Genomic DNA, 19325 nt, shown 5'->3' with positions numbered 1-19325 from the left:
CATGAAACAGACGCCTATCGATCTGGAACAGATCACCTCCACCACTCTCGGCCACTACAACGCGGTGGCCGAGGATTTTCGTGAAGGCACCCGCGACCATGATGTCAGCCAGAACATCGACGCCCTGCTGCGGCATATTCAGGCTGAAGGGCCGCTTTCCATTCTCGACTTCGGCTGCGGGCCGGGCCGGGACTTGCAGACCTTCACACGAATGGGTCACATCGCCGTCGGCCTCGACGGCGCGGAAAAATTCGCGCAGATGGCTCGAGAGGACAGTGGCTGTGAGGTGTGGTGTCAGGACTTTCTGAAGCTGGATCTGCCGGCAGAACGCTTCGACGGAATCTTCGCCAATGCGGTGCTGTTTCATGTGCCGTTGCAGGAATTGCCACGGGTGTTGAAGCAGTTGCACGGGACACTGAAACCGGGGGGCGTGTTGTTCAGCTCCAATCCTCGCGGGGACAACCGTGAAGGCTGGAACGGGCCGCGTTATGGCTCGTACCACGATCTGGAGGCATGGCGCGGGTTGTTGACCGCTGCCGGATTCGTGGAACTTGAGCATTACTACCGGCCGGCAGGGCTACCTCGGGAGCAGCAGCCATGGCTGGCGAGTGTCTGGCGCAAAACCTGAAACTCAGGGCCTCGCCTCAACCTGAAACCGGGTCGGCGGACTTGCGGGTGAACGCACCGTAAGGCTCCGCCCGGGCAGCGTCTGTCCCTGTACTTCACGCGCCTGAATATCAAAATTGGCCAGCAATCGCGTGCCGTCTTCAAAGGAGGTCTGCTGAACCAGCCGGTCCGCGCTCAACCATTCGAAACCGGTGAGCGCCTGGGTCGCCAGACGTTCATGCAAAGGCCGGAAGAACGCATCCTGACGGGCAATCTGCGGCAATCGCTGTGCAAGCGTGTCAGCACTGAGGTGATACAGCGGCGCAACGTTGTAGAGCAACTGTGCGAGTTCGTTGTCCGCCCGTACATTGGTCAGTTTCAGACTATCGAACAGCCAATGGTGGGACGTGATGACCGACCCATGGAACACCGCCTGATACAACGGCAAACGGCTGGCCGGGTCAAAGTGAATACGCCGCAAAGACTCTTTGATCGGCACAGGTTTGAAGAAAACCTCTGGCTGCTCCGGCGGATACCACTTGCCTGCAAAGTACCTGGATTCGGGGTTCTTGCTCATTTCGACGTCACCCCAACCGATCACCGGGGTCTGCATGCCATGGGTGAACAACACGCCTTGCGCGGTCGTTGCGTTGCCATCCTCTGAACCGGTGGGCAGTTTCAACACTTCATTGATCCAGCGTGATGCCCCGATGTTGCCTTCGGCATTCTGGGCCTGGGTCATCGTTGCCCCGGGTCGGTAGCTGTCGAACAGCATGCCGGTGGCATAGGCATCGAGAAACCAGCTGTTGAAACCGGCGGCGTCGCGAATCGCCGCGACCCGCTGTTCAAGCAACGGCCGCACGCAACGGGGATCGGTGTAATGCCCCGATTGCTGGAAGCCGCTTTTCAGCGTTCCGTCGCTCTTTACGACTGCGCATTCAAGATTTGCCTTGTCCCCCAGATGGGCCGTGGTCCAGTCAGGGTTTTCATTGCGGCTCAGCGCCGTTTCATAGGAGTCATACGGTGCGATCAGATAACCCGCCGCCACGCCGGCCTTGATCGCCTCGGGGTGCCACAGGCCACCTTCCCAGCCTTCGCCCAATCCCACCCACAGACGCGACAGACCGGCATTCTGTACTTGCCTGATCGTTTCCAATGACAAGGTGCTGCCCCAGCGCTCGGGCTCGGGGGTCAGCGCTTCACCGAGTGAAGCTGCCACTTGCGCGCGCACATCAGCGTAACCGCTCGCCAGCGCCTGCATGTCCGGCACGGCACGGGCCTGCCAGGTCTTGCGCGCCAGCGTATTCAAGGCGTGGTTGAGACTGCGCAGAAGCACTTTTTTCTGATAACCGTTCAACACCGTGCCACTGGCAAGGATCTGCAACGCCTCATGATCCATTCCCGCTTTCAGTTCACGGATCAACGCATCACCCCCGCGCAAGGTGTCGAGCAGCAAGGGCCAACTGCGTACATCCCTGGCGCCCAGCAGGTCGTTGCCCCACAGGTACAGATGACTGGCGCCCAACAGCCGCTTCGCCTCAGGTGTTTTTTCGAATTTGCTGTTCAAGCTTTCATGGCGACCGTTATCGATCAGCCACTGCCGGTAGCGTTTGGCGCCAGCCAACGGGTCGGCCGCCCCGAGAAACAGGGTGAATGTCATTGGTGTGGACGGCTCGAGCGGGGTGAAACGATGCCGGGCGGACAGTGCCAGAGCCTTGCCCTGGTCGCTGAACAGCAGCCGATTGTTGTAGGGATTGGTCATCAGCCAATGCAGGCTGAACCCGTCATGTTCAACGCCCCAGAGCGGCAAGCTCAGATCCTGAGTGGTATTGAATTCCCCCTGACTCAACAGAAAGGCCTGCCATACCGGATCGCCACGCGGCACATAGTGCCCCTCGGCCAGAGGCCAGATCAGCGCCTTGCCCAGCGCGCTGGCGGGCTGATGGAGAAATTCCAGTTCTGCCGGCTCACGCGCCTTGATCGAGAAGGACAGATCACGTTGATCGAGCGTGGCGCTGAGGGTCCAGGCCCCGCCATCCCATTGCCAGTCGATGCGGTTGTCGCGTCTGCTCAACTGACTGACTTTGTGTGGGGCAATCCCCGCCGATGCCTGCACCGTCTCGCCGCCGGCCGGGGTGACACGGACAGCCAGCGTTGCAGGATCGAGTTGCACGCGCCACAGCGAGTTTTCCAATGACGTGTCGGCCCATGACAGGGATGAAACGCACAATCCGGCAATCAGCAATAGCGCGCGCAGCCAGCGAATAACGGTAGACATCAGACGTCCCTTCTCCCAAAGGATCGGGGACGTTAACTGAATACGCCGACGCTGTAAGTCAGACCCTTCGCAAATATGTAACAAGCCTGCTTAATGGGCCGATGTCGAAGCGTCCTTCTTCGGCTCGCGAATCTTGTACCAGGCCACATACAGCGCCGGCAGAAACAGCAGTGTCAGCAGGGTCGCCACCACAATCCCGCCGATCATCGCGTAGGCCATCGGCCCCCAGAACACTTCCCGGGCGATCGGGATCATGCCCATGCTCGCCGCCGCAGCGGTCAGCAGAATCGGCCGGCGTCGGTGCTCGGTCGCTTCCACCACTGCATCCCAGGGCGAGTAGCCTTTGCGCTCGAATTCGTCGATCTGGGTCACGAGGATCACCGAGTTGCGGATGATGATGCCGATCAACGCCAGAATCCCGAGGATGGCCACGAAGCCCATCGGCGTACCGGTCGGCACCAGCGCCAGCACCACGCCGATCAACCCCAGCGGCGCGACGCTGGCCACCAGGAACAGCTTCTGCACACTGTGCAGCTGGATCATCAGGAAAGTCGCCATCAGGAACAGCATCAACGGCAACACCTTGGCGATCGGCCCTTGCGCCTTGCCACTTTCCTCGACCGTACCGCCAGTGGCGACCTTGTAGCCCACAGGCAGTTTTTCGGCGAAGGCATCAATGGACGGCTTGAGGATTTTCACCAGATCGGTCGGCTGAATCTCGTCACGCACCGACGCCTTGATGGTGATGGTCGGCAGGCGATCACGACGCCACACCAGCGGCTGCTCCAGCTCATAACGAACCGTGGCGAAGGCCAGCAGTGGAATCGACGTGCCGTTGGGCGTAACGATTTGCAGGTTCTGCAGGGTTTCCGGCGTACCGCGCTCGGAATCCACAGCCCGACCGACCACGTTGATCAGGTAGATATCGTCGTCGACCTGGGTCAGCGGCGCGCCACTGACGATGCCGTTCATCAGGTTCGCCACGTCTTCGGACGACAGGCCGAGCTGGCGCGCCTTGTCCTGGGCGATGTCGATTCGCAGGACTTTGCCAGGCTCGTTCCAGTCGTAAATGATCTCGCCGATGTGCTCGTTCTTGTCCAGTTCAGTCGCCAGGTCGATGGCGTGCTTGCGCACCTGATCAATGTCCTTGCCGCTGATCCGGTACTGGATCGGACGTCCCACCGGCGGGCCCATTTCCAGCGCCTGCACGTAGCTGCCGATGCCGACGAAATCCTTGTGCAGACGTTCGCGCAGGCGCTTGCTCAGCGCCTCGCGGGCTTCGAAGTCTTTGCTGACGATCACCAGTTGCGCGTAGTACGGGTTCTGCAATTGCTGGTCGAGCGGCAGGTAGAAACGAATCGCACCCTGGCCGATGTAGGTGCTCCAGCGCACGATGTCCGCATCGCCCTTGAGCGTGGCCTCGAGTTTGTCGACGGCCTTGCGGGTTTCGTCGATCGAGGCGTTTTGCGGCAGGTTGAGGTCGACCAGGATTTCCGGCCGGTCCGAGGACGGAAAAAACTGATTCTGCACAAACCGCATGCAGAACACCGCCAGCACAAACAACAGCACGGTGATGCCGATGGCCCACCATCGATTGCGCATGCACCACAGCAAACCGCCATTGAATGCGCGGCCGACGCGTCCCGGTTCGGCTTCATGGGGTTTCACGTTGGTGCTGAGAATGTGCACGCCGATCACCGGGGCGAAGAACACCGCCACGATCCAGGACACGATCATCGCCACGGCAATCACCGCGAACAGCGTGAAGGTGTACTCGCCGGCCGAGCTGGCGTTGAGACCGATGGGGACGAAACCGGCGACCGTCACCAGCGTACCGGTGAGCATCGGGAACGCGGTCGAGGTGTAGGCGAATGTCGCGGCCTCTTCCTTGCTCTCGCCCATTTCCAGGCGCGTGACCATCATTTCCACGGTGATCATCGCGTCGTCCACCAACAAGCCGAGGGCAATGATCAGAGCACCGAGGGAAATCCGCTGCATGGTGATGCCGCTGTACTCCATGAACACAAACACCATCGCCAGCACCAGCGGAATCGAGCACGCCACCACCAGCCCGGCGCGCACCCCGAGGCTGATGAAGCTGACCACCAGCACGATCACCACCGCTTCGAACAGCGCGCTGGTGAAGCCGCCGACGGCTTCCTCTACCACCACCGCCTGATCGGACACCGTGTGCACACCCACGCCCACCGGCAGATCCGCCGTCACTTCATCAATGCGTTTGTGCAGGGCCTTGCCGAACTCCTGAACGTTGCCGCCCTTCTGCATGGCAATCGCCAGACCGATCGCCGGCTTGCCGTCGAAGCGGAACTCGGGGGTGGCCGGGTCGACGTAACCACGGGTGATTTCGGCGATATCGGCCAGGCGATAGAAGCGGTCGTTGAGTTTGAGATTGACCTCGGCCAGATCTTTCTCCGAAGCGAACTGCCCGGACGTTCTCACCGAAATCCGCTCGGGGCCCGCCTCGATCACACCGGCCGGAGTCACCGCGTTCTGCGATTGCAGGCTCTGCACGACTTGTCGTTGATCGATGCCCAGCGCCGCCAGTTTGCGGGTCGAGAAGTTCAGGTAAATCACTTCATCCTGCTGGCCGATCATCTCGATCTTGCCCAGCCCCGGCACGCTGCGGATCTCGGCCCGCGCCTGTTCCACGTAATCGCGTAACTGGCGCATGGTCAGGCCGTCGGCGGTGAAGGCGTACACCGAACCGAACACGTCACCGAATTCGTCGTTGAATCCCGGCCCTTGAATGCCTTGAGGAAACTGCCCGCGAATATCGTCGATCTTCTTGCGCACCTGGTACCAGATTTGCGGTATGTCCTTGGCACTGGTGGTGTCGCGCAGGTACACGTAGACCGTCGATTCGCCGGGGCGCGTGTAGCTTTTCACGTAGTCGAGGGAATCGAGTTCCTCGAGTTTTTTCTCGATGCGGTCGGTGACCTGCTTGAGGGTTTCCTCTTGAGTCGCACCTGGCCATCTGGTCTGGATCACCATGGTCTTGATGGTGAACGAAGGGTCTTCCTCGCGCCCCAGATTGAAGTAGGAAAACACCCCCATGAGCAATGCCACGAACATCAGATACCAGACGAAAGACTGATGCTTGAGGGCCCATTCGGAGAGATTGAAAGAGCCTTTCATTGACTGTCCTCGTCAAGTTTCACGGATTGTCCGGGTTTGAGGCTGTTGACGCCGGCGCTGACCACGCGCTCGCCGTTCTTCACGCCCCCCGCGAGCACCACGCTGCTGTCGGTGCGGCTGATCACGCTGACGTCGCGCGGGTTGACGGTTTTGCTCTGGGTGTCGATGACCCAGATTCGCGGTTTGCCGTCGACCTCCTGCAACGCCGTGGCTGGTAATTCGATACGCGGCTTGATCGCCGAGCTGAGGGTGACGCTGATCGCCGTGCCGAGGCGGAAGCCGTCGGGCGTATTGGCCAGGGTCAGCCGTGCGCGTCGGGTGCGCGTCGCACTTTGTGCCTGCGGTTCGATCTCGCGCAGGGTCGCCGTGGTGTTGATACTCGGGTCGAGTTGCCCGGCCACCAGAAACACCACGTCGGGCGGGATCTCATCGACCAGGGTGTCGGGCAGATCGATCACGGCTTCCTTGATGTCCGGTTGCGCCAGGGTCACCACCTGTTGGCCCGCCGTCACCACTTGCCCGGCCTCCGCATTCCACGCGGTCACCACGGCTTTGTGATCCGAACGCAACTCGGTGTAGTCGAGTTGATCCTTGCTTTGTTTGACTGCCGCCCGCGCCTGATCCAGCGAAGCCTGGGTGGTTTTCAGGTCAGTCATGGCAATGTCCAGCTGCGCCTGCGCGCCCACGCCCCGGTCGAACAGCGCTTGCTGACGGCGGGCGTTGGCCTGAGCGTTGATCAGCTGTGCCTGAACCCTGGCCAGGTCGCCCTGGGCCGAACGCAACTGGTTCTGCTGATCGGACGGATCGAGGGTGGCGAGCAGCGTGCCCTTTTGCACCTCGGTGCCGACATCGACGTTGCGGCTGGCAATGCGCCCGCCGACGCGAAAACCGGTGTTGCTTTCATAGCGCGCCTGAATGCTGCCGGCGAAACGCCCGAGGTTTTCCTCGTTCATCGCCTCGACCTTGACCGACAACACCGGCCGTACCGGCTCCGGCGGTGGCTCGCTTTTCGAACAGGCGGCCAGCAACACGCCAATGGAAATCAGCCCCAGACGCTTCATGGCTGCGCTCCCGGTTGCAGGCCCTTGTAGGTGTTTTCGGCAATTTCGACCTTCATGCCCGGATGCAGCAATTGCCCACCCGCGACAATGACTTTTTCCCCGCCCTTGAGACCTTCGCTGATGATGACCTTGCCGATCAGGTAGCGGCCGACGGTGACGTTGTGCAGCTGCGCTTCACCGTTATCGTCGACCATCCACACCGCTGGATCGCTGACGTTCTTGGTCAGCGCCGACCACGGTAATTCAACGGCCGACTTGCCAGTGCCCTTGGCCGTAGCGCTCACCACCGAGCCCAGTTGCATCCCCTGCGGCAGGCTGTCGAGGCTGACCTTGACCTGCACCGTGCCAGACTGCGCGGACACCGCCGGGGTGATTTCGCGCACGGTACCGGTGGTCTTGATGGCGGGGTTGTCGAGCAGGCTCACGACGATCGAACGTTCCGCCGGCCGCTCGGCCAGCAGGGACTCGTACACGTTGAACACGGCGTCGCGGTCGCCGTCCCGGGCCAGGCTGAAAATCGGCGCTGTGGCCTGAACCACTTGGCCGACTTCGGCCTGACGCTCGGTGATGACACCTGGCGCATCAGCGATCAGCGAGGTGTAGCTCAATTGATCCCTGGCGTTGGCCAACTGCGCCTGGGCCGCGCTCAGGGCACTCTGGCTGCTGCGCAATGCGGCCTGCGCGGAATCGTATTCGCTCTGGCTGGTGTAGCCCTTGGGCAAGAGTTTCTGTTGGCGGACGAACGCGGCGGCGCTCTGTTTGACCCGCGCCTGCTCGGCCAGCACCTGGGCCTGGGCGGAATCGACGTTGGTCTGCAAATCCTTCGGATCGAGTTTGGCCAGCACTTGTCTGGCGGAGACGCGGTCACCGACATCGACCATGCGCTGAATGATCTTGCCGCCGACGCGGAACGACAGTTCGGTCTGCACCCGCGCCTGAACATCGCCGGTGAGGGTCACGGCGGCGGCGTAATTGACGGGGCTCACTTCCTGGACGAAGACCCGGGGCAGGTACTCTTCGGGCGCCTTTTTCTCGCCGCATGCGCTCAACAAAGCGAAAAGACTCAGCATGACCGCTGTTTTCAATCCGGGACTCGCCATGCAGACTCCTTCCTGTGTACGAACGTGCAAGTGACGATACGACTGTGAGCTTAGAACAGGGTTCAACCTTCGTCCGCGCGATACAGGCATTTCTGTGCAGCGAGTATCCTGACCCGGATTTCGGGGCACCCAAGAAGGATTTTCATGCTCAAGACCCTCGCGGTAGCCAATTACCGCTCGATCAATAAATTGGTGATTCCGCTGGGCCGTCTTAACCTGATCACCGGCCCCAACGGCAGCGGCAAGTCCAACCTGTACCGGGCGCTGCGGCTGCTGGCGGAAACTGCTCAGGGCGGCGTGGTCAATGCGCTGGCCCGCGAGGGTGGGCTGGATTCGACCTTCTGGGCCGGGCCGGAAACCATCACCCGGCGCATGCGCAACGGCGAGGTGCCGATCCAGTCCACCGTGCGCCGGGGCGTCAAACGCCTGCGCCTGGGCTTTGCCGGCGAGGACTTCAGCTATTCGATCGCCTTGGGATTGCCGGAGCCGAGTCTTTCGTTCTTCTCCCTCGACCCGGAAATCAAAAAGGAATGCATCTGGGCCGGCCCGCTGTATCGTCCGGCGAGTTTGCTGGTGGATCGCGACGGGCGGATGATCCGTGTCCGTGACGGCCGCAGCTGGGACGTGCTGGCCCAGCACACACCGAACTTCGACAGCCTGTTCGATCAGGTCGGCAGCCTGCGCAGCTCGCCGGAAGTGTTCCAGATGCGCGAGTTCATCCGCCGCTGGCGCTTCTACGATCACTTTCGCAGCGACGCCGACGCCCCGGTGCGCCAGCCGCAACTGGGCACCCGCACGCCGGTGCTGCATCACGACGGGCGAGATCTGGCAGCCGCGTTGCAGACGATCCGCGAGATCGGCGATCCCGACGCGTTGCAGTCCGCGATCAGTGATGCGTTTCCCGGCGCACGGCTGAATATTGCACCGCTGGCGGGCGGCCGCTTTGCCATCGAGTTTTTTCAGGAGGGTTTGTTGCGACCGTTGTCGGCGGCGGAACTGTCGGATGGCACATTGCGTTATCTGCTGCTGGTCGCCGCGCTGCTGACGCCTCGCCCGCCGTCGCTGATGGTGCTGAACGAACCGGAAACCAGCCTGCATCCGGACCTGCTGCCGGCGCTGGCGCGCTTGATTATCCGCGTGTCGGAGCAGTGTCAGGTGTGGGTGGTATCCCATGCCCGGCGGTTGATTTCGGCGCTGCAGCAAGACCCGGAATGCAATTGCATCGTGCTGGAAAAAACCCTCGGCCAGACCGGGATCGTCGGGCAGAGGGTTCTGGATGAGCCGGCGTGGAGTTGGCCTGATTAGCCCTGCCAGCCAAGAGCCCATCATCGGAAAACCGCCCGCCTGGCCATCTCCCAGTCAGCGCTTCGACGTCGGAGAACTTCTTCAGGAACTGCTGCGCGGGATTTGCCCCGACAGAATAAGAAAGCTATTTTTCCTTCCGCTGTAGGACGGATCTTTTTTTCATGAAGGCCCTCCAAGGACGAACAGCTTTTGGCCAGACTCCCCCGGCCAAACCATAACAAGGAAGAGAACATGGACGTAAAAGTGCCGCAGCGACCGGACCCGCAGGACTTCGTGAAATGGCTGGTGGCTTTGCGCAGGGCGCTGAAAACCAGCGCTGCCTGAGTGACCCACGCCCCAAACAAAACGCCGATGACCATCGCTGGTCATCGGCGTTTTTTTCAGCCTTGAAGAGGGTTGCTGTTGCGTCGGATCAGAACGCCGGCAGTACCGCGCCGTCGTACTTCTTCTCGATGAACGCTTTGACTTCAGGGCTGGTCAGGGCAGCGGCCAGTTTCTTGATGGCATCGCTGTTCTTGTTGTCTTCACGGGCGACCAGGAAGTTCACGTAAGGCGAATCCGCGCCTTCGATCACCAGGGCGTCCTTGGTCGGGTTCAGCTTGGCTTCCAGCGCATAGTTGGTGTTGATCATGTCCAGATCGACTTCTTTCAGAACACGCGGCAGCAGGGCCGACTCCAGTTCCTTGAACTTGAAGTTGTGCGGGTTCTTGGCGATGTCTTTTGGCGTGGCCAGGGCGCTCTTCGGATCTTTCAGCTCGATCAGGCCGGCCTTCTGCAGCAGGATCAGTGCGCGACCGCTGTTGCTGCCTTCGTTCGGAATGGCGATGGTGGCGCCGTCAGGCAATTCGGCCAGGGTCTTGTACTTGCTCGAGTAACCACCGAACGGTTCAACGTGAACGCCTTGCACGGTTACCAGGTACTTGGCCTTGTCGTCCTTGTATTTGCCCTGGTTGAAGCTGTTCAGGTACGGCAGAGTCTGGAAGTAGTTGGCGTCCAGACGCTTCTCGCCCACTTGTACGTTCGGCTGAACGTAGTCGGTGAAGACTTTGATTTCCAGATCCACGCCTTCTTTGGCGAGGGTCGGTTTGATCAGTTCGAGGATCTCGGCGTGCGGCACTGGCGTCGCGGCCACCACCAGTTTCTCGCCGGCCTGGGCCAGGGAAGCAGTCAGAGCAGCCGCCAATGCGGTAAACAACAGAACCTTTTTCATGCAGTGTCCTTATCGAAAATCGGTCGTCATCGACGACGGCATTAATACGTGTGCCAGCGATGTGCTACTGCTGGCGTGAAGCGGACAATACCGGGATTTTTTATTCCCGGACAATAACGTTTATTCAGCTTCATATTCCATTTTGTTCATGTTGAACAAAATGGTTACAACGCCTCGCTCAGACTCAACAGCAATTCTTTCAATGCCTTACGTTCGTCGGCGGTGCCATTGAGGCTGATGCTCGCCGCCTGACGCTCGATCTGAACCAGCGGCCCAGACACCTCGGGCAGGTTCAGGTGCTCCGGCAGGATTTCGTCGCCGGTGCTCACCAGCAGCGCAAAATGAATGACATTTTCCAGCTCCCGAGTGTTGCCCGGCCAACTGTGTTGTTCCAGCACCTGCTGCGCCGCTTCGCTTATCAGCGGCACCGGCAGATCGAGGCGCTGGCTGTAGATGCCGAGGAAGTACTCGGCCAGCGACAGAATGTCGCCGACCCGCGCGCGCAGTGCCGGCAGTTCCAGTTGCCCTTCGCTGAGATAGTGATAAAGCCGCTCGTGGAATTTCCCCGCCGCCACCGCTTGCGCCAGATCGATGCTGGTCGCCGCCACCAGGCGTACGTCCACAGGGCTTGGTTGATGAGCACCGACGCGGGTGACTTCGTGGTTTTCCAGGGCGGCAAGCAACTTGATCTGGATCGGCAGTGGAAGGTCGCCGATTTCGTCCAGGTACAAGGTGCCGCCGTTGGCCGAGCCGAACCAGCCAGCGCGGCTGCTGGCCGAACCGCTGTAACTGCCGGCGGCGTAGCCGAACAATTCGGCATCGGCGTAGGTCGGGCTGATCGCACCGCAATTGACCGAGACAAACAGCCCGCTGCGATCACTGGCACGGTGGATGTGGCGGGCGAGCAATTCCTTGCCGGTGCCGGTCTCACCGCGAATCAACACCGAGATCGAGCGCGGTGCGAGTTGGGCCATTTCCTCGCGCAACTGGCGTGAGCGCGGATCGACGAACACCAGCGCCTTGGCGCGAATGCTCAGGGGACTTTTTTCCGCATCGGGAAAGGTCAGCAACGGCTGACCGAAGGTTTCAAAACTCATGGCAGACTCCCGCCCCAAATCGCCGGGAGACGGGGGCGTTGAAAAAAAAATGGGTCAGGCACGGCGCCGGGCGTGGTGTTCCATGCGGTTTTGCAGGCGATACAGATAAGCGAATCCCTGCTCCCAGCGTTGATGCCCGGACTTCACGTTGATATGGCCGGCGCCTGCGAGAATCCCCGCCTCGGCGCCCCAGTTGCGCGCCAGTTCCAGCGCACGCGGCGCGCTGACGGCGGCGTCGTTGTCGGAGCTGACGACCTGGCTCGGGAACGGCAACAGATCGGTCGGAATCGGTGCGAAATTGCGCAGTGCCGGCGCGCAAGCCGGGCGTTCGACATCCGCCGGAGCGACCAGCAGCGCGCCGCGCACCTGACGCAGGTGATGCAGCGGCGCGGTGGCCGCCCAGTGCGCCACGGTGATGCAGCCCAGGCTGTGCGCGATGAGAATCACCGGCGAGCTGTCGGCGGCAATCGCCTCGGCCAGCGCCGCGACCCAGTCTTCACGACGCGGCGTCAGCCAGTCGGCCTGCTCCACCCGCGCGCTGTTCGGCAGGCTGTTTTGCCAGTGGGTTTGCCAATGATCTTCTGGCGATCCTTGCCAGCCCGGCACAATTAGATAGCGGATTGATTCGTTGCGCATGGGGGAGCTCTCCTGCGTCGTGTCTGTTCCTGAACGAGTATAGGGACGGGATTTATATTCGTTAAGGAATAAGAAGCTATTTATTAAGACCCTAAACGAATATCAAGCAACGAACAAAAAAGGGGCCGCACCCTGCCAAGGAGACGGCCCCGGAAAAACGTCAAACCCTTATCGTGCAGTGATCACCGACAGCCTGGTGATGCCCGCCCGCTCAATCGAAGCCATGGCTCGCGCCACTTCGCCGTAATTCACCCCGTTGTCGGCCTGCAATTGCACGCGCACTTCCGGGTCCTTGGCCTTGGCCGATTTGAGGTTGAACTCCAGCAAATCCGTCTGGATTTCGTCCTTGTTGATAAACAGTTTTCCCGTACCGTCGATGCTCACCACCAACGGGTCTTTCTGCTCGACCGGTGCCACCGCTTCGGTTTTCGGCAGGTTGATCGGTATCGCGTTGGTCAGCAGCGGCGCGGTGACGATGAACACCACCAGCAGCACCAGCATCACGTCCACCAGCGGCGTCACGTTGATCTCGCTCAGCACCTCGTCGCTGTCTTGCGTGGAGAAGGCCATATCAGGACGCCTCCTTCACTTTTGTCGCGTTGCCCTGGACCGCAGCCTTGTGCGCGGTCGGGTGGATCAGCACACGGAACGAGCTCTTTTGCGCCAGGCTGTAGAAGTCGTGGGCAAAGTCGTCCAGGTCCGCCGCCGTCAGTTTCAGACGACGCAAAAAGTAGTTGTAAACCAGCACCGCCGGCACCGCGACCGCGATCCCCACACCGGTGGCGACCAGCGCTGCACCGATGGGACCGGCGACCGTTTCCAGGCTAGCCGAGCCCGCCGCGCTGATACCTTTCAACGCTTCCATGATTCCCCACACCGTGCCGAACAGACCAATGAACGGCGAGGTGCTGCCAATACTCGCGACCACCGCCAGACCGGTTTCCAGCGAACGGCGCTCGCGGACAATCTGCTGGCGCAAGGCACGTTCGAGACGATCCTGATGGTTGATCGCCTGGCTCAGGTCATTGGCCTGCGGGGCCTCGCCCACCTGAATCGCCGCATAACCGGCTTGTGCCACCCGCGCTGCAGCGCCGGGCTGGGTTTCGCTCAACTCGGCGGCGGAGTCCAGACTCGACGCCGCCCAGAAGCGCTTGTGAAATTTGCGGTCCTGCGCCTTCAACCGGCCGAACTGCAAAGCCTTGAGCAATGCCAGGCCCCAGGTTGCGACAGAGAAGACCACCAGCAGCCAGATCACCGCGCTTTCGATGGATTCCAGTGGAGATGCCAGTAACGTCATGATGAGTTCCCTCGTGTGTGGGAGCCGAGCTTGCTCGCGATGACGGTTACAGACACACCGCGAGAATAAAGCCGGCTGATTACCAATTAATGAATCTTGAAATCGATGGGTACGCTGACCCAGCCGTCCTGGGCGACATCACCCTGCTTGGCCGGCACGAAGCTCCAGCGCTTCACGGCGTCCAGCGCCGCGTCGTCGAGCTGTTGCCGGCCACTGCTTTTCTGAATCTGGATTTCTCCCGGTTTGCCGCTGGCCAGCACATGAACCCGCAGCAACACCGTGCCTTCCCAACCGCGACGCTGGGCCAGCGACGGATATTCCGGCGCCGGGTTCTTCAGGTACGCGGCGTTGGCCGAGGCCGGCGTCACCGGAGCAGGCGCCGGTGGTGCAGGTGGCGCTGGCGCAGCGACAGGGGCTGCCGGTTGTGGCAGAGCCGGTGGTTGCTCGACCGCTTTTGGCGCTGGTTTCGGCACGGGTTTGGCGACCGGTTTCGGTTTGAGAATCGGCTTCGGTTTCGGTGGTGGCTTGGTCGCCAGTTCGTCTTCCACCGGCGGCGGAGGCTCGACCACAGGTACCGGTGGCGGCGGCACAACCACAGGCGGCGCCGGGGGTGCCGGACGCGAAAACTCGATGGTCATCGGTGGAATTTCCGGCGGCACGATCGGCAGCGCCGGCGTCGGATGCTGGTTGATCCAGTAGATCACCGCGCCGTGCACTACCAGCGCCAGAACGCCGAGCAGAATCGTTTCGCGGCGGCTCAGGATGCCCTTGGGCGCGCGCTGCAGACGCAGCTGCCCCAACGGCACACGATGAGGCCGGCCGAGATCGACCAACTCGCCGCTCGGCGCCTGGCGCCACAGCACCTCCTGTGCACTGGCGGCGGTCTGGACATTGCCCATTGAATGACTCCCTGCGGTCTCTTTGCGTTTTTTCGCTTAACCAATCCGCCGCTTGTTGAATCCCCCACGGCGTGATCGATGGATCAATCATTGGGCCAGCCGCTTATCTCCGAAAGTAATCTTTCATCTTATGGATAGACGCATATGGAATATAAGAAACAGTCATTTCCGCCAAAGCCCCGACCAGCAAGGCTTCCAGCGATTCGCCAAAATCGGCATGCTTTCCCGGCATAAAAAGTATTCATCCAAGGCATCAGGTTATCGATGACCCGGGATTCAGTGACAACTAATACCAAGGTGATAGTTGACCAATTTTTTATACGGCAAACAAAAAGGCCGATGCATGATTAATGCATCGGCCTTCGCTTTACAGAATTTATTACTGCTTGACAAACTCCCCGGCCAGACCGACTACATCACCGTCAAAGTTGGTGCGAGAGCCCACCGCACGCACTTTCGAGTAGTTGTGATCCGGCGAGAACAGGGTCCAGGACTGATAGCCAGTGCCGTCATTCAGAGCCGCGAAAGTAATGATCGTAGGCTGCCCGGTGCTGTTCTGGAAGTGGTAGTGACCGTACGCGATGTCGTAGTTCACGCCGTTCTGGCTGAACTTGCCGCTGAAGGTGCCGTTGGAGTCGTTGCCATCGGTGATCGTCAGTTTGGCGCCAGCGTTAGCGTTTACATAGTTGCCATTAATGCTCGACATAACGAGATTTCCTTTATCGTTGGATAAGTGTCTTCCGATGAGAGCAAGTTTCCTCCTGGAAACTCACGACACTCAGGATGGTTGGACATTCATTTATTGTCCACGCGACTTTTCAACGAAATTGCTATATGCACTATTCAAGTCATTCATAACTTATTTCGATTGTGAACAGTCGTGATAACTAACGACTGGCATTGGTTTGTTGCACACCAATGGCCAGCGCAATCACTGCCGTCTCCGAACGCGGCGTTCCCGCAGGAACCCAGTCATAACTCACAGGAAGGGCCCGATAGACCCAATTGCTGATCGCGTCACTGCCCGGTGCCTTGCCCAAATAAGGGCTGACGTATTCCCAGACGTTTTCGCCATTGGCCGTGACCTGGAAAAATCGCCCGTTCATGCCCTCATCAATCAACGTGTTGCCGTTGGGCAAGCGCCGCGCGCTGCTGATGAACGAGCTGTAGAACGCCCACCCCGGCTGCTTCGAATTGGCGGCGCTGTACTGCCAGACGATTTCGTTTTTCACCGGGTCGATTTCCAGCACCCGCGAACCGGAAATCAGCCCCAGCGTGACGTTCGGGTAACCCGCCGAACCCTGGTTGTCGAACACCAGCAGATTGCCCGCGCCGGGCAACCCCGCCGGGATGATGTGCGCGTCATGCTGACCTACAAACTGGTCTACCGGACGCGGAATCTGCTGCGCGGTTTTCGGATTGGCCAACGGCAGGTTCGGCCCCAGGCGCCACACCACTTTGCCGCTGTGTTTGTCGATGATCGCGATGAAATTGGCGTTGCGCGAATCGAGCAGCAGGTTGTCCGGGTTGAAGCGCTTGTCGCCGGCATCGAACCACTTGTTCGGCCCGACCAGGCTGAGGTTGTTGATGTGCAGGTAATCCGGATTTTCGCTGGCACGTACCAGCTTCAATTGTTCGGCGGTGAAGCCGAACTCGTTCAAGTGATCCGACGCCAGCCACTGCCATTTCACCTCGCCCGCGGGGCTGACCTCGTAGATCGCATCGTCGATCACCTCGGGCACCTTGAAGCCTTTGACCTTGTGCACCTTGTTCGCCAGCACCACGGTGTTGCCGTTGCTCAGGCGACGCTGATCGTGATGCTGTTGCGCAGCACCACCGGGTGCCTGGTCGCCCCACTGCCAGACGACTTTGCCGTTCCAGTCCAGCTCGCCGATGCTCTGATTGCCGAGGCCGTTGCCGGCAGAGCCCAACTTGCCGGGATCCTTTTCGCTCAGCTGCAGCAACACATGGCCGCGCTCTCCACCGACCAGTTTCGGGTCGATGATTGCCGAGGGAAAACCTGATTGCGGCCAGCTCTTCACCTCATTGCCGTTCATGTCGATCAGGTGCGTCTGCTTGTCGGCACCGCTGAAGATCACATATTGATTGAAGGCCTTGGCCGGGTCGTAACGGGTAACGCCGGTGGGGTAGACGCTGGGCGCGGCGAGCGCCCCGGCACTGAGCACTGCGCCGGACAACAACACCGGTAAAGCGGTTGTGATGGGCAACATGATTGCGGCTCCTTGAAGGATCGATCAGAAGTCGTAGCGACCGGTGACGCCGAGGGTGCGCGGCGTACCGAGCAGGCCTTCATAGCCGCCGTTGCCGCCAGTCCACAGGGTCGTGTAGTAGGTTTTGTCGAAGGCGTTTTTCAGCCACAGCGAGACATCCCACTGGCCCTGATTGAAGTCGCCGCGCAAGCCGGTGGAGAGGTTGACCACCGCGTAGCTCGGGATCTGGCCGTAGTCGGAATCCTCGACCGTGCCCACCGCTTTGGAGCGGAATGCGTAGCTGCCGGTGACGTAAGGTTGCAGGCCGTTATCCAGATTCCATTCGTACTTGCCGTTGGCGTTGCCGATCCATTTCGAAGCGCCGACCACCTGATGACCGCTGAGGTCGCAAGAGGCCGGAGCGCCTGGCGCCAGGCTGACTTCCGGCGGGCACGGCGCGTCCTTGTACGAGAGATAACTGACGTCGTTGTACGAGCCGTTGAAGTTCAGCGTCAGGCCGCGCACGGGGATCACGGTGCTGTCGAACTCCAGCCCGCGCGAGCGCACTGAGCCGGCGTTGGTCAGGTATTGCACCCGGTTGACGTCGTCATAGGCGTTGGTCTGGTAAGCGTTGACCTGGGTCCAGAACACGTTGGCGTTGAGCTGCAAACGCCGGTCCCACAGCGTGCTCTTGAAGCCGAGTTCGGCGTTGTTGGCGCGCTCGGTGCCGATCAGCAGCGAGTCGGCGCCAGCGGTAGGAGCCGAGCCGACCACGAGGTTGACCCCACCGGATTTCTCGCCGTGGGACAGCGTGGCGTAGCCGAGCAGTTCATCGGTGAAGCGATAGCTGAGGTTGAGCAATCCGGACGGGCTGGAGCTGTACTGATTCAGGTCGCCGGAATCGTAGGCGCCGGTGCGGCCGCGTCGCGCGGTGGCGGCGGCACCCGTGACAGCGGCGCCACCCACCGGCGCATCACGATTGACCCAGGCGTTCTTCTCTTCATAAGTGCCACGCACCCCGGCGGTGAAATCCAGGCGCGGGGTCAGGTGCCAGGTGCCTTGGGCGAACAGCGCGAAGCTGTCGGTCTTGATATGGCCGCGACCGACGCTGTTGACGTTGGCCAGCGCGCCCCGTGGCGTGCCGTTCCAGATGTCCGCCTGTGGGCCGTAATAGGCGAAGGATTTGTTGTCCAGGTCCGAGCCGAAATAGTAGGCACCGAGGACGTAATCGAAGAACTCGCCCTTGGGCGATGCCAGGCGAAATTCCTGGGAATACTGTTTGTCCTCCACCGACACCCCGGCGTTGTAAGTCGCCGCCACGTTGAGGCCATCATCGTTGCGCGGGGTGAAATTCCAGAAGCGGTAGGAGCTGACCGAGGTCAGGGTGAAGTCGCTCGGCAGCGTCCAGTTGGCCTCCACCGACGTGCCGCCCTGATGCACGGTGACGTGTTGGTCGTTGTCCAGATTGACTTTGCGGTGCGAGCCGTTGACCAGTGTCGCGCCAGCAGCGGCGGCTCGGGTCGAGTAGAGATTGACGCCATTGATGGTCGGCCCGGTGTTGAACAGCACGCGGGTGCCGGCGCTGGAATCCTCTTCGTTGTAGTCACCGATCCAGCGCAGATTGAAGTCTTCGTTGGGCTTGAACAGCAACTGCGCCCGGAAACCGTCGCGGGAACCACCGTTCAGATCATGGCCGTTGAATTCGTTCTTGATGTCGCCGTCGCTGCGAGTGCGATAGGCAGATATGCGTCCGGCCAACTGATCGTTGAGCGGCCCGGACAGCGTGCCCTTGGTCTGGAAGTAACCGTCCTCGCCGAACGAGGTTTCGATGCTGCGCTCCGGGGTGAAACTCGGCGCACGAGTGCTGATGTTGATCACCCCGGCGGTAGTGTTCTTGCCGAACAACGTCCCTTGCGGCCCGCGCAGGACTTCGAGTTGTTCGATGTCCATCAGGTCGAACACCGCCATCCCCGGGCGACCCAGATAAACGTTGTCGATGTACAGCCCGACGCTGCCTTCCAGACCATCGCTGGCCGGGTTGTTGCCCAGGCCCCGGATCGACACGCTGGACTGGCGTGCATGCATGTAGGCGACGTTGACGCTGGGTACCAGCTGCTGCAGATCCTGAATCCGGTAGACCCTTTGCGTCTCTAGCGTCTGGCCGCTGACCACGCTCATTGGCGTCGGCACATCCTGAGAACTTTCTTCGCGACGGCGGGTGGTGACGGTCACGGTTTCCAGTTGCGAAGTGGCGCTCGTGGTCTTGTCTGCCGGTGCCGGCGCAGGGGTTTGCGCTTCAGCGGCGTAGCCGTGGCTCCAAATGGCACTCCCCGCCAGCAACAGGGCCAGAGGCAGATGTTTGAGCCGTCGTGGCGGCGGCGGTGAAGCGATATTCAACGGACTCATGGGGCTGCTCCTGGTCAAAAAACACGCAGACATCAACCGCACTGCATATTCTTCTAAGTTATTT

General features: G+C 60.8%; 15 protein-coding genes. 2 read left to right on the top strand and 13 right to left on the bottom strand.

Translation table 11 applies throughout. The features are described 5' to 3' along the window. The first annotated feature begins 1 nt into the window (after position 1). Positions 2-628 carry a class I SAM-dependent methyltransferase gene (locus MKZ87_RS13435; protein ID WP_085697986.1) on the top strand — a complete coding sequence of 209 codons (627 nt, stop codon included), beginning with the start codon at positions 2-4 and terminating at the stop codon, positions 626-628. A 3-nt stretch (positions 629-631) separates the two neighbouring features. Here MKZ87_RS13435 and MKZ87_RS13430 read toward each other — a convergent pair whose 3' ends face one another. The 4 genes from MKZ87_RS13430 to MKZ87_RS13415 form a co-directional block, all read right to left on the bottom strand. After that, the gene (locus MKZ87_RS13430) at positions 632-2884 is read right to left on the bottom strand and encodes a glycoside hydrolase (RefSeq protein ID WP_085702751.1); all 2253 of its coding nucleotides are present in this window, start codon (positions 2882-2884) and stop codon (positions 632-634) included. Positions 2885-2974: 90 nt separating this feature from the next. Next, a complete protein-coding gene (locus MKZ87_RS13425) occupies positions 2975-6040 on the bottom strand; it encodes an efflux RND transporter permease subunit (protein ID WP_085697984.1) in 3066 nt (1021 codons plus the stop codon). Continuing rightward, complete coding sequence (locus tag MKZ87_RS13420; RefSeq protein ID WP_266201080.1) at positions 6037-7101, bottom strand: efflux RND transporter periplasmic adaptor subunit; 1065 nt, start codon at positions 7099-7101, stop codon at positions 6037-6039. The genes MKZ87_RS13425 and MKZ87_RS13420 overlap by 4 nt, the downstream gene beginning before the upstream one ends. Next, on the bottom strand, positions 7098-8201 hold the full coding sequence (locus tag MKZ87_RS13415; RefSeq protein ID WP_085702754.1) for an efflux RND transporter periplasmic adaptor subunit: 1104 nt from the start codon (positions 8199-8201) through the stop codon (positions 7098-7100). The genes MKZ87_RS13420 and MKZ87_RS13415 overlap by 4 nt, the downstream gene beginning before the upstream one ends. Positions 8202-8345: 144 nt before the next feature. Here MKZ87_RS13415 and MKZ87_RS13410 point away from each other — a divergent pair, with 144 nt between their 5' ends. Beyond that, a complete protein-coding gene (locus MKZ87_RS13410) occupies positions 8346-9506 on the top strand; it encodes an AAA family ATPase (protein ID WP_266201078.1) in 1161 nt (386 codons plus the stop codon). 412 nt (positions 9507-9918) lie between these two features. On the opposite strand, the gene MKZ87_RS13405 is transcribed toward MKZ87_RS13410, so the two are convergent. From MKZ87_RS13405 to MKZ87_RS13365, 9 genes are all read right to left on the bottom strand, one after another. After that, positions 9919-10716: a MetQ/NlpA family ABC transporter substrate-binding protein gene (locus MKZ87_RS13405; RefSeq protein WP_266201077.1), complete on the bottom strand. Its 798-nt coding sequence runs from the start codon at positions 10714-10716 to the stop codon at positions 9919-9921. A 164-nt stretch (positions 10717-10880) separates the two neighbouring features. Further along, positions 10881-11813, bottom strand: coding sequence for a sigma 54-interacting transcriptional regulator (locus MKZ87_RS13400; RefSeq protein ID WP_085702756.1), 933 nt, complete (start codon positions 11811-11813; stop codon positions 10881-10883). A gap of 54 nt (positions 11814-11867) precedes the next feature. Further along, a complete protein-coding gene (locus MKZ87_RS13395) occupies positions 11868-12449 on the bottom strand; it encodes an alpha/beta hydrolase (RefSeq protein WP_085702757.1) in 582 nt (193 codons plus the stop codon). Positions 12450-12617: 168 nt separating this feature from the next. Beyond that, on the bottom strand, positions 12618-13019 hold the full coding sequence (locus tag MKZ87_RS13390) for an ExbD/TolR family protein (RefSeq protein ID WP_227234098.1): 402 nt from the start codon (positions 13017-13019) through the stop codon (positions 12618-12620). Position 13020: 1 nt separating this feature from the next. After that, on the bottom strand, positions 13021-13746 hold the full coding sequence (locus MKZ87_RS13385) for a MotA/TolQ/ExbB proton channel family protein (protein WP_227234097.1): 726 nt from the start codon (positions 13744-13746) through the stop codon (positions 13021-13023). A gap of 86 nt (positions 13747-13832) precedes the next feature. Further along, positions 13833-14645, bottom strand: a complete 813-nt coding sequence (locus MKZ87_RS13380; RefSeq protein WP_266201076.1) for an energy transducer TonB — start codon at positions 14643-14645, stop codon at positions 13833-13835. Positions 14646-15024: 379 nt separating this feature from the next. Beyond that, a complete protein-coding gene (locus tag MKZ87_RS13375) occupies positions 15025-15351 on the bottom strand; it encodes a hypothetical protein (protein ID WP_007952780.1) in 327 nt (108 codons plus the stop codon). Positions 15352-15532: 181 nt separating this feature from the next. Next, positions 15533-16876 (bottom strand): aryl-sulfate sulfotransferase, encoded by a 1344-nt coding sequence (locus MKZ87_RS13370; protein ID WP_234206241.1) that lies wholly within the window; start codon positions 16874-16876, stop codon positions 15533-15535. 24 nt (positions 16877-16900) lie between these two features. Continuing rightward, positions 16901-19261 carry a TonB-dependent receptor gene (locus MKZ87_RS13365; RefSeq protein ID WP_234206239.1) on the bottom strand — a complete coding sequence of 787 codons (2361 nt, stop codon included), beginning with the start codon at positions 19259-19261 and terminating at the stop codon, positions 16901-16903. Positions 19262-19325 lie beyond the last annotated feature (64 nt).

Source organism: Pseudomonas sp. MCal1, from assembly GCF_026341415.1.
Lineage (GTDB): Bacteria > Pseudomonadota > Gammaproteobacteria > Pseudomonadales > Pseudomonadaceae > Aquipseudomonas.
This window is presented reverse-complemented; position numbering and strand designations above follow the sequence as displayed.

Coding starts and splice junctions, on each gene's coding strand:
- MKZ87_RS13400 (WP_085702756.1), bottom strand. CDS start 11,813: ATGAGTTTTGAAACCTTCGGTCAGCCGTTGCTGACCTTTCCCGATGCG.
- MKZ87_RS13435 (WP_085697986.1), top strand. CDS start 2: ATGAAACAGACGCCTATCGATCTGGAACAGATCACCTCCACCACTCTC.
- MKZ87_RS13410 (WP_266201078.1), top strand. CDS start 8,346: ATGCTCAAGACCCTCGCGGTAGCCAATTACCGCTCGATCAATAAATTG.
- MKZ87_RS13380 (WP_266201076.1), bottom strand. CDS start 14,645: ATGGGCAATGTCCAGACCGCCGCCAGTGCACAGGAGGTGCTGTGGCGC.
- MKZ87_RS13415 (WP_085702754.1), bottom strand. CDS start 8,201: ATGGCGAGTCCCGGATTGAAAACAGCGGTCATGCTGAGTCTTTTCGCT.
- MKZ87_RS13405 (WP_266201077.1), bottom strand. CDS start 10,716: ATGAAAAAGGTTCTGTTGTTTACCGCATTGGCGGCTGCTCTGACTGCT.
- MKZ87_RS13385 (WP_227234097.1), bottom strand. CDS start 13,746: ATGACGTTACTGGCATCTCCACTGGAATCCATCGAAAGCGCGGTGATC.
- MKZ87_RS13425 (WP_085697984.1), bottom strand. CDS start 6,040: ATGAAAGGCTCTTTCAATCTCTCCGAATGGGCCCTCAAGCATCAGTCT.
- MKZ87_RS13420 (WP_266201080.1), bottom strand. CDS start 7,101: ATGAAGCGTCTGGGGCTGATTTCCATTGGCGTGTTGCTGGCCGCCTGT.
- MKZ87_RS13365 (WP_234206239.1), bottom strand. CDS start 19,261: ATGAGTCCGTTGAATATCGCTTCACCGCCGCCGCCACGACGGCTCAAA.
- MKZ87_RS13430 (WP_085702751.1), bottom strand. CDS start 2,884: ATGTCTACCGTTATTCGCTGGCTGCGCGCGCTATTGCTGATTGCCGGA.
- MKZ87_RS13375 (WP_007952780.1), bottom strand. CDS start 15,351: ATGTCGAGCATTAATGGCAACTATGTAAACGCTAACGCTGGCGCCAAA.
- MKZ87_RS13370 (WP_234206241.1), bottom strand. CDS start 16,876: ATGTTGCCCATCACAACCGCTTTACCGGTGTTGTTGTCCGGCGCAGTG.
- MKZ87_RS13395 (WP_085702757.1), bottom strand. CDS start 12,449: ATGCGCAACGAATCAATCCGCTATCTAATTGTGCCGGGCTGGCAAGGA.
- MKZ87_RS13390 (WP_227234098.1), bottom strand. CDS start 13,019: ATGGCCTTCTCCACGCAAGACAGCGACGAGGTGCTGAGCGAGATCAAC.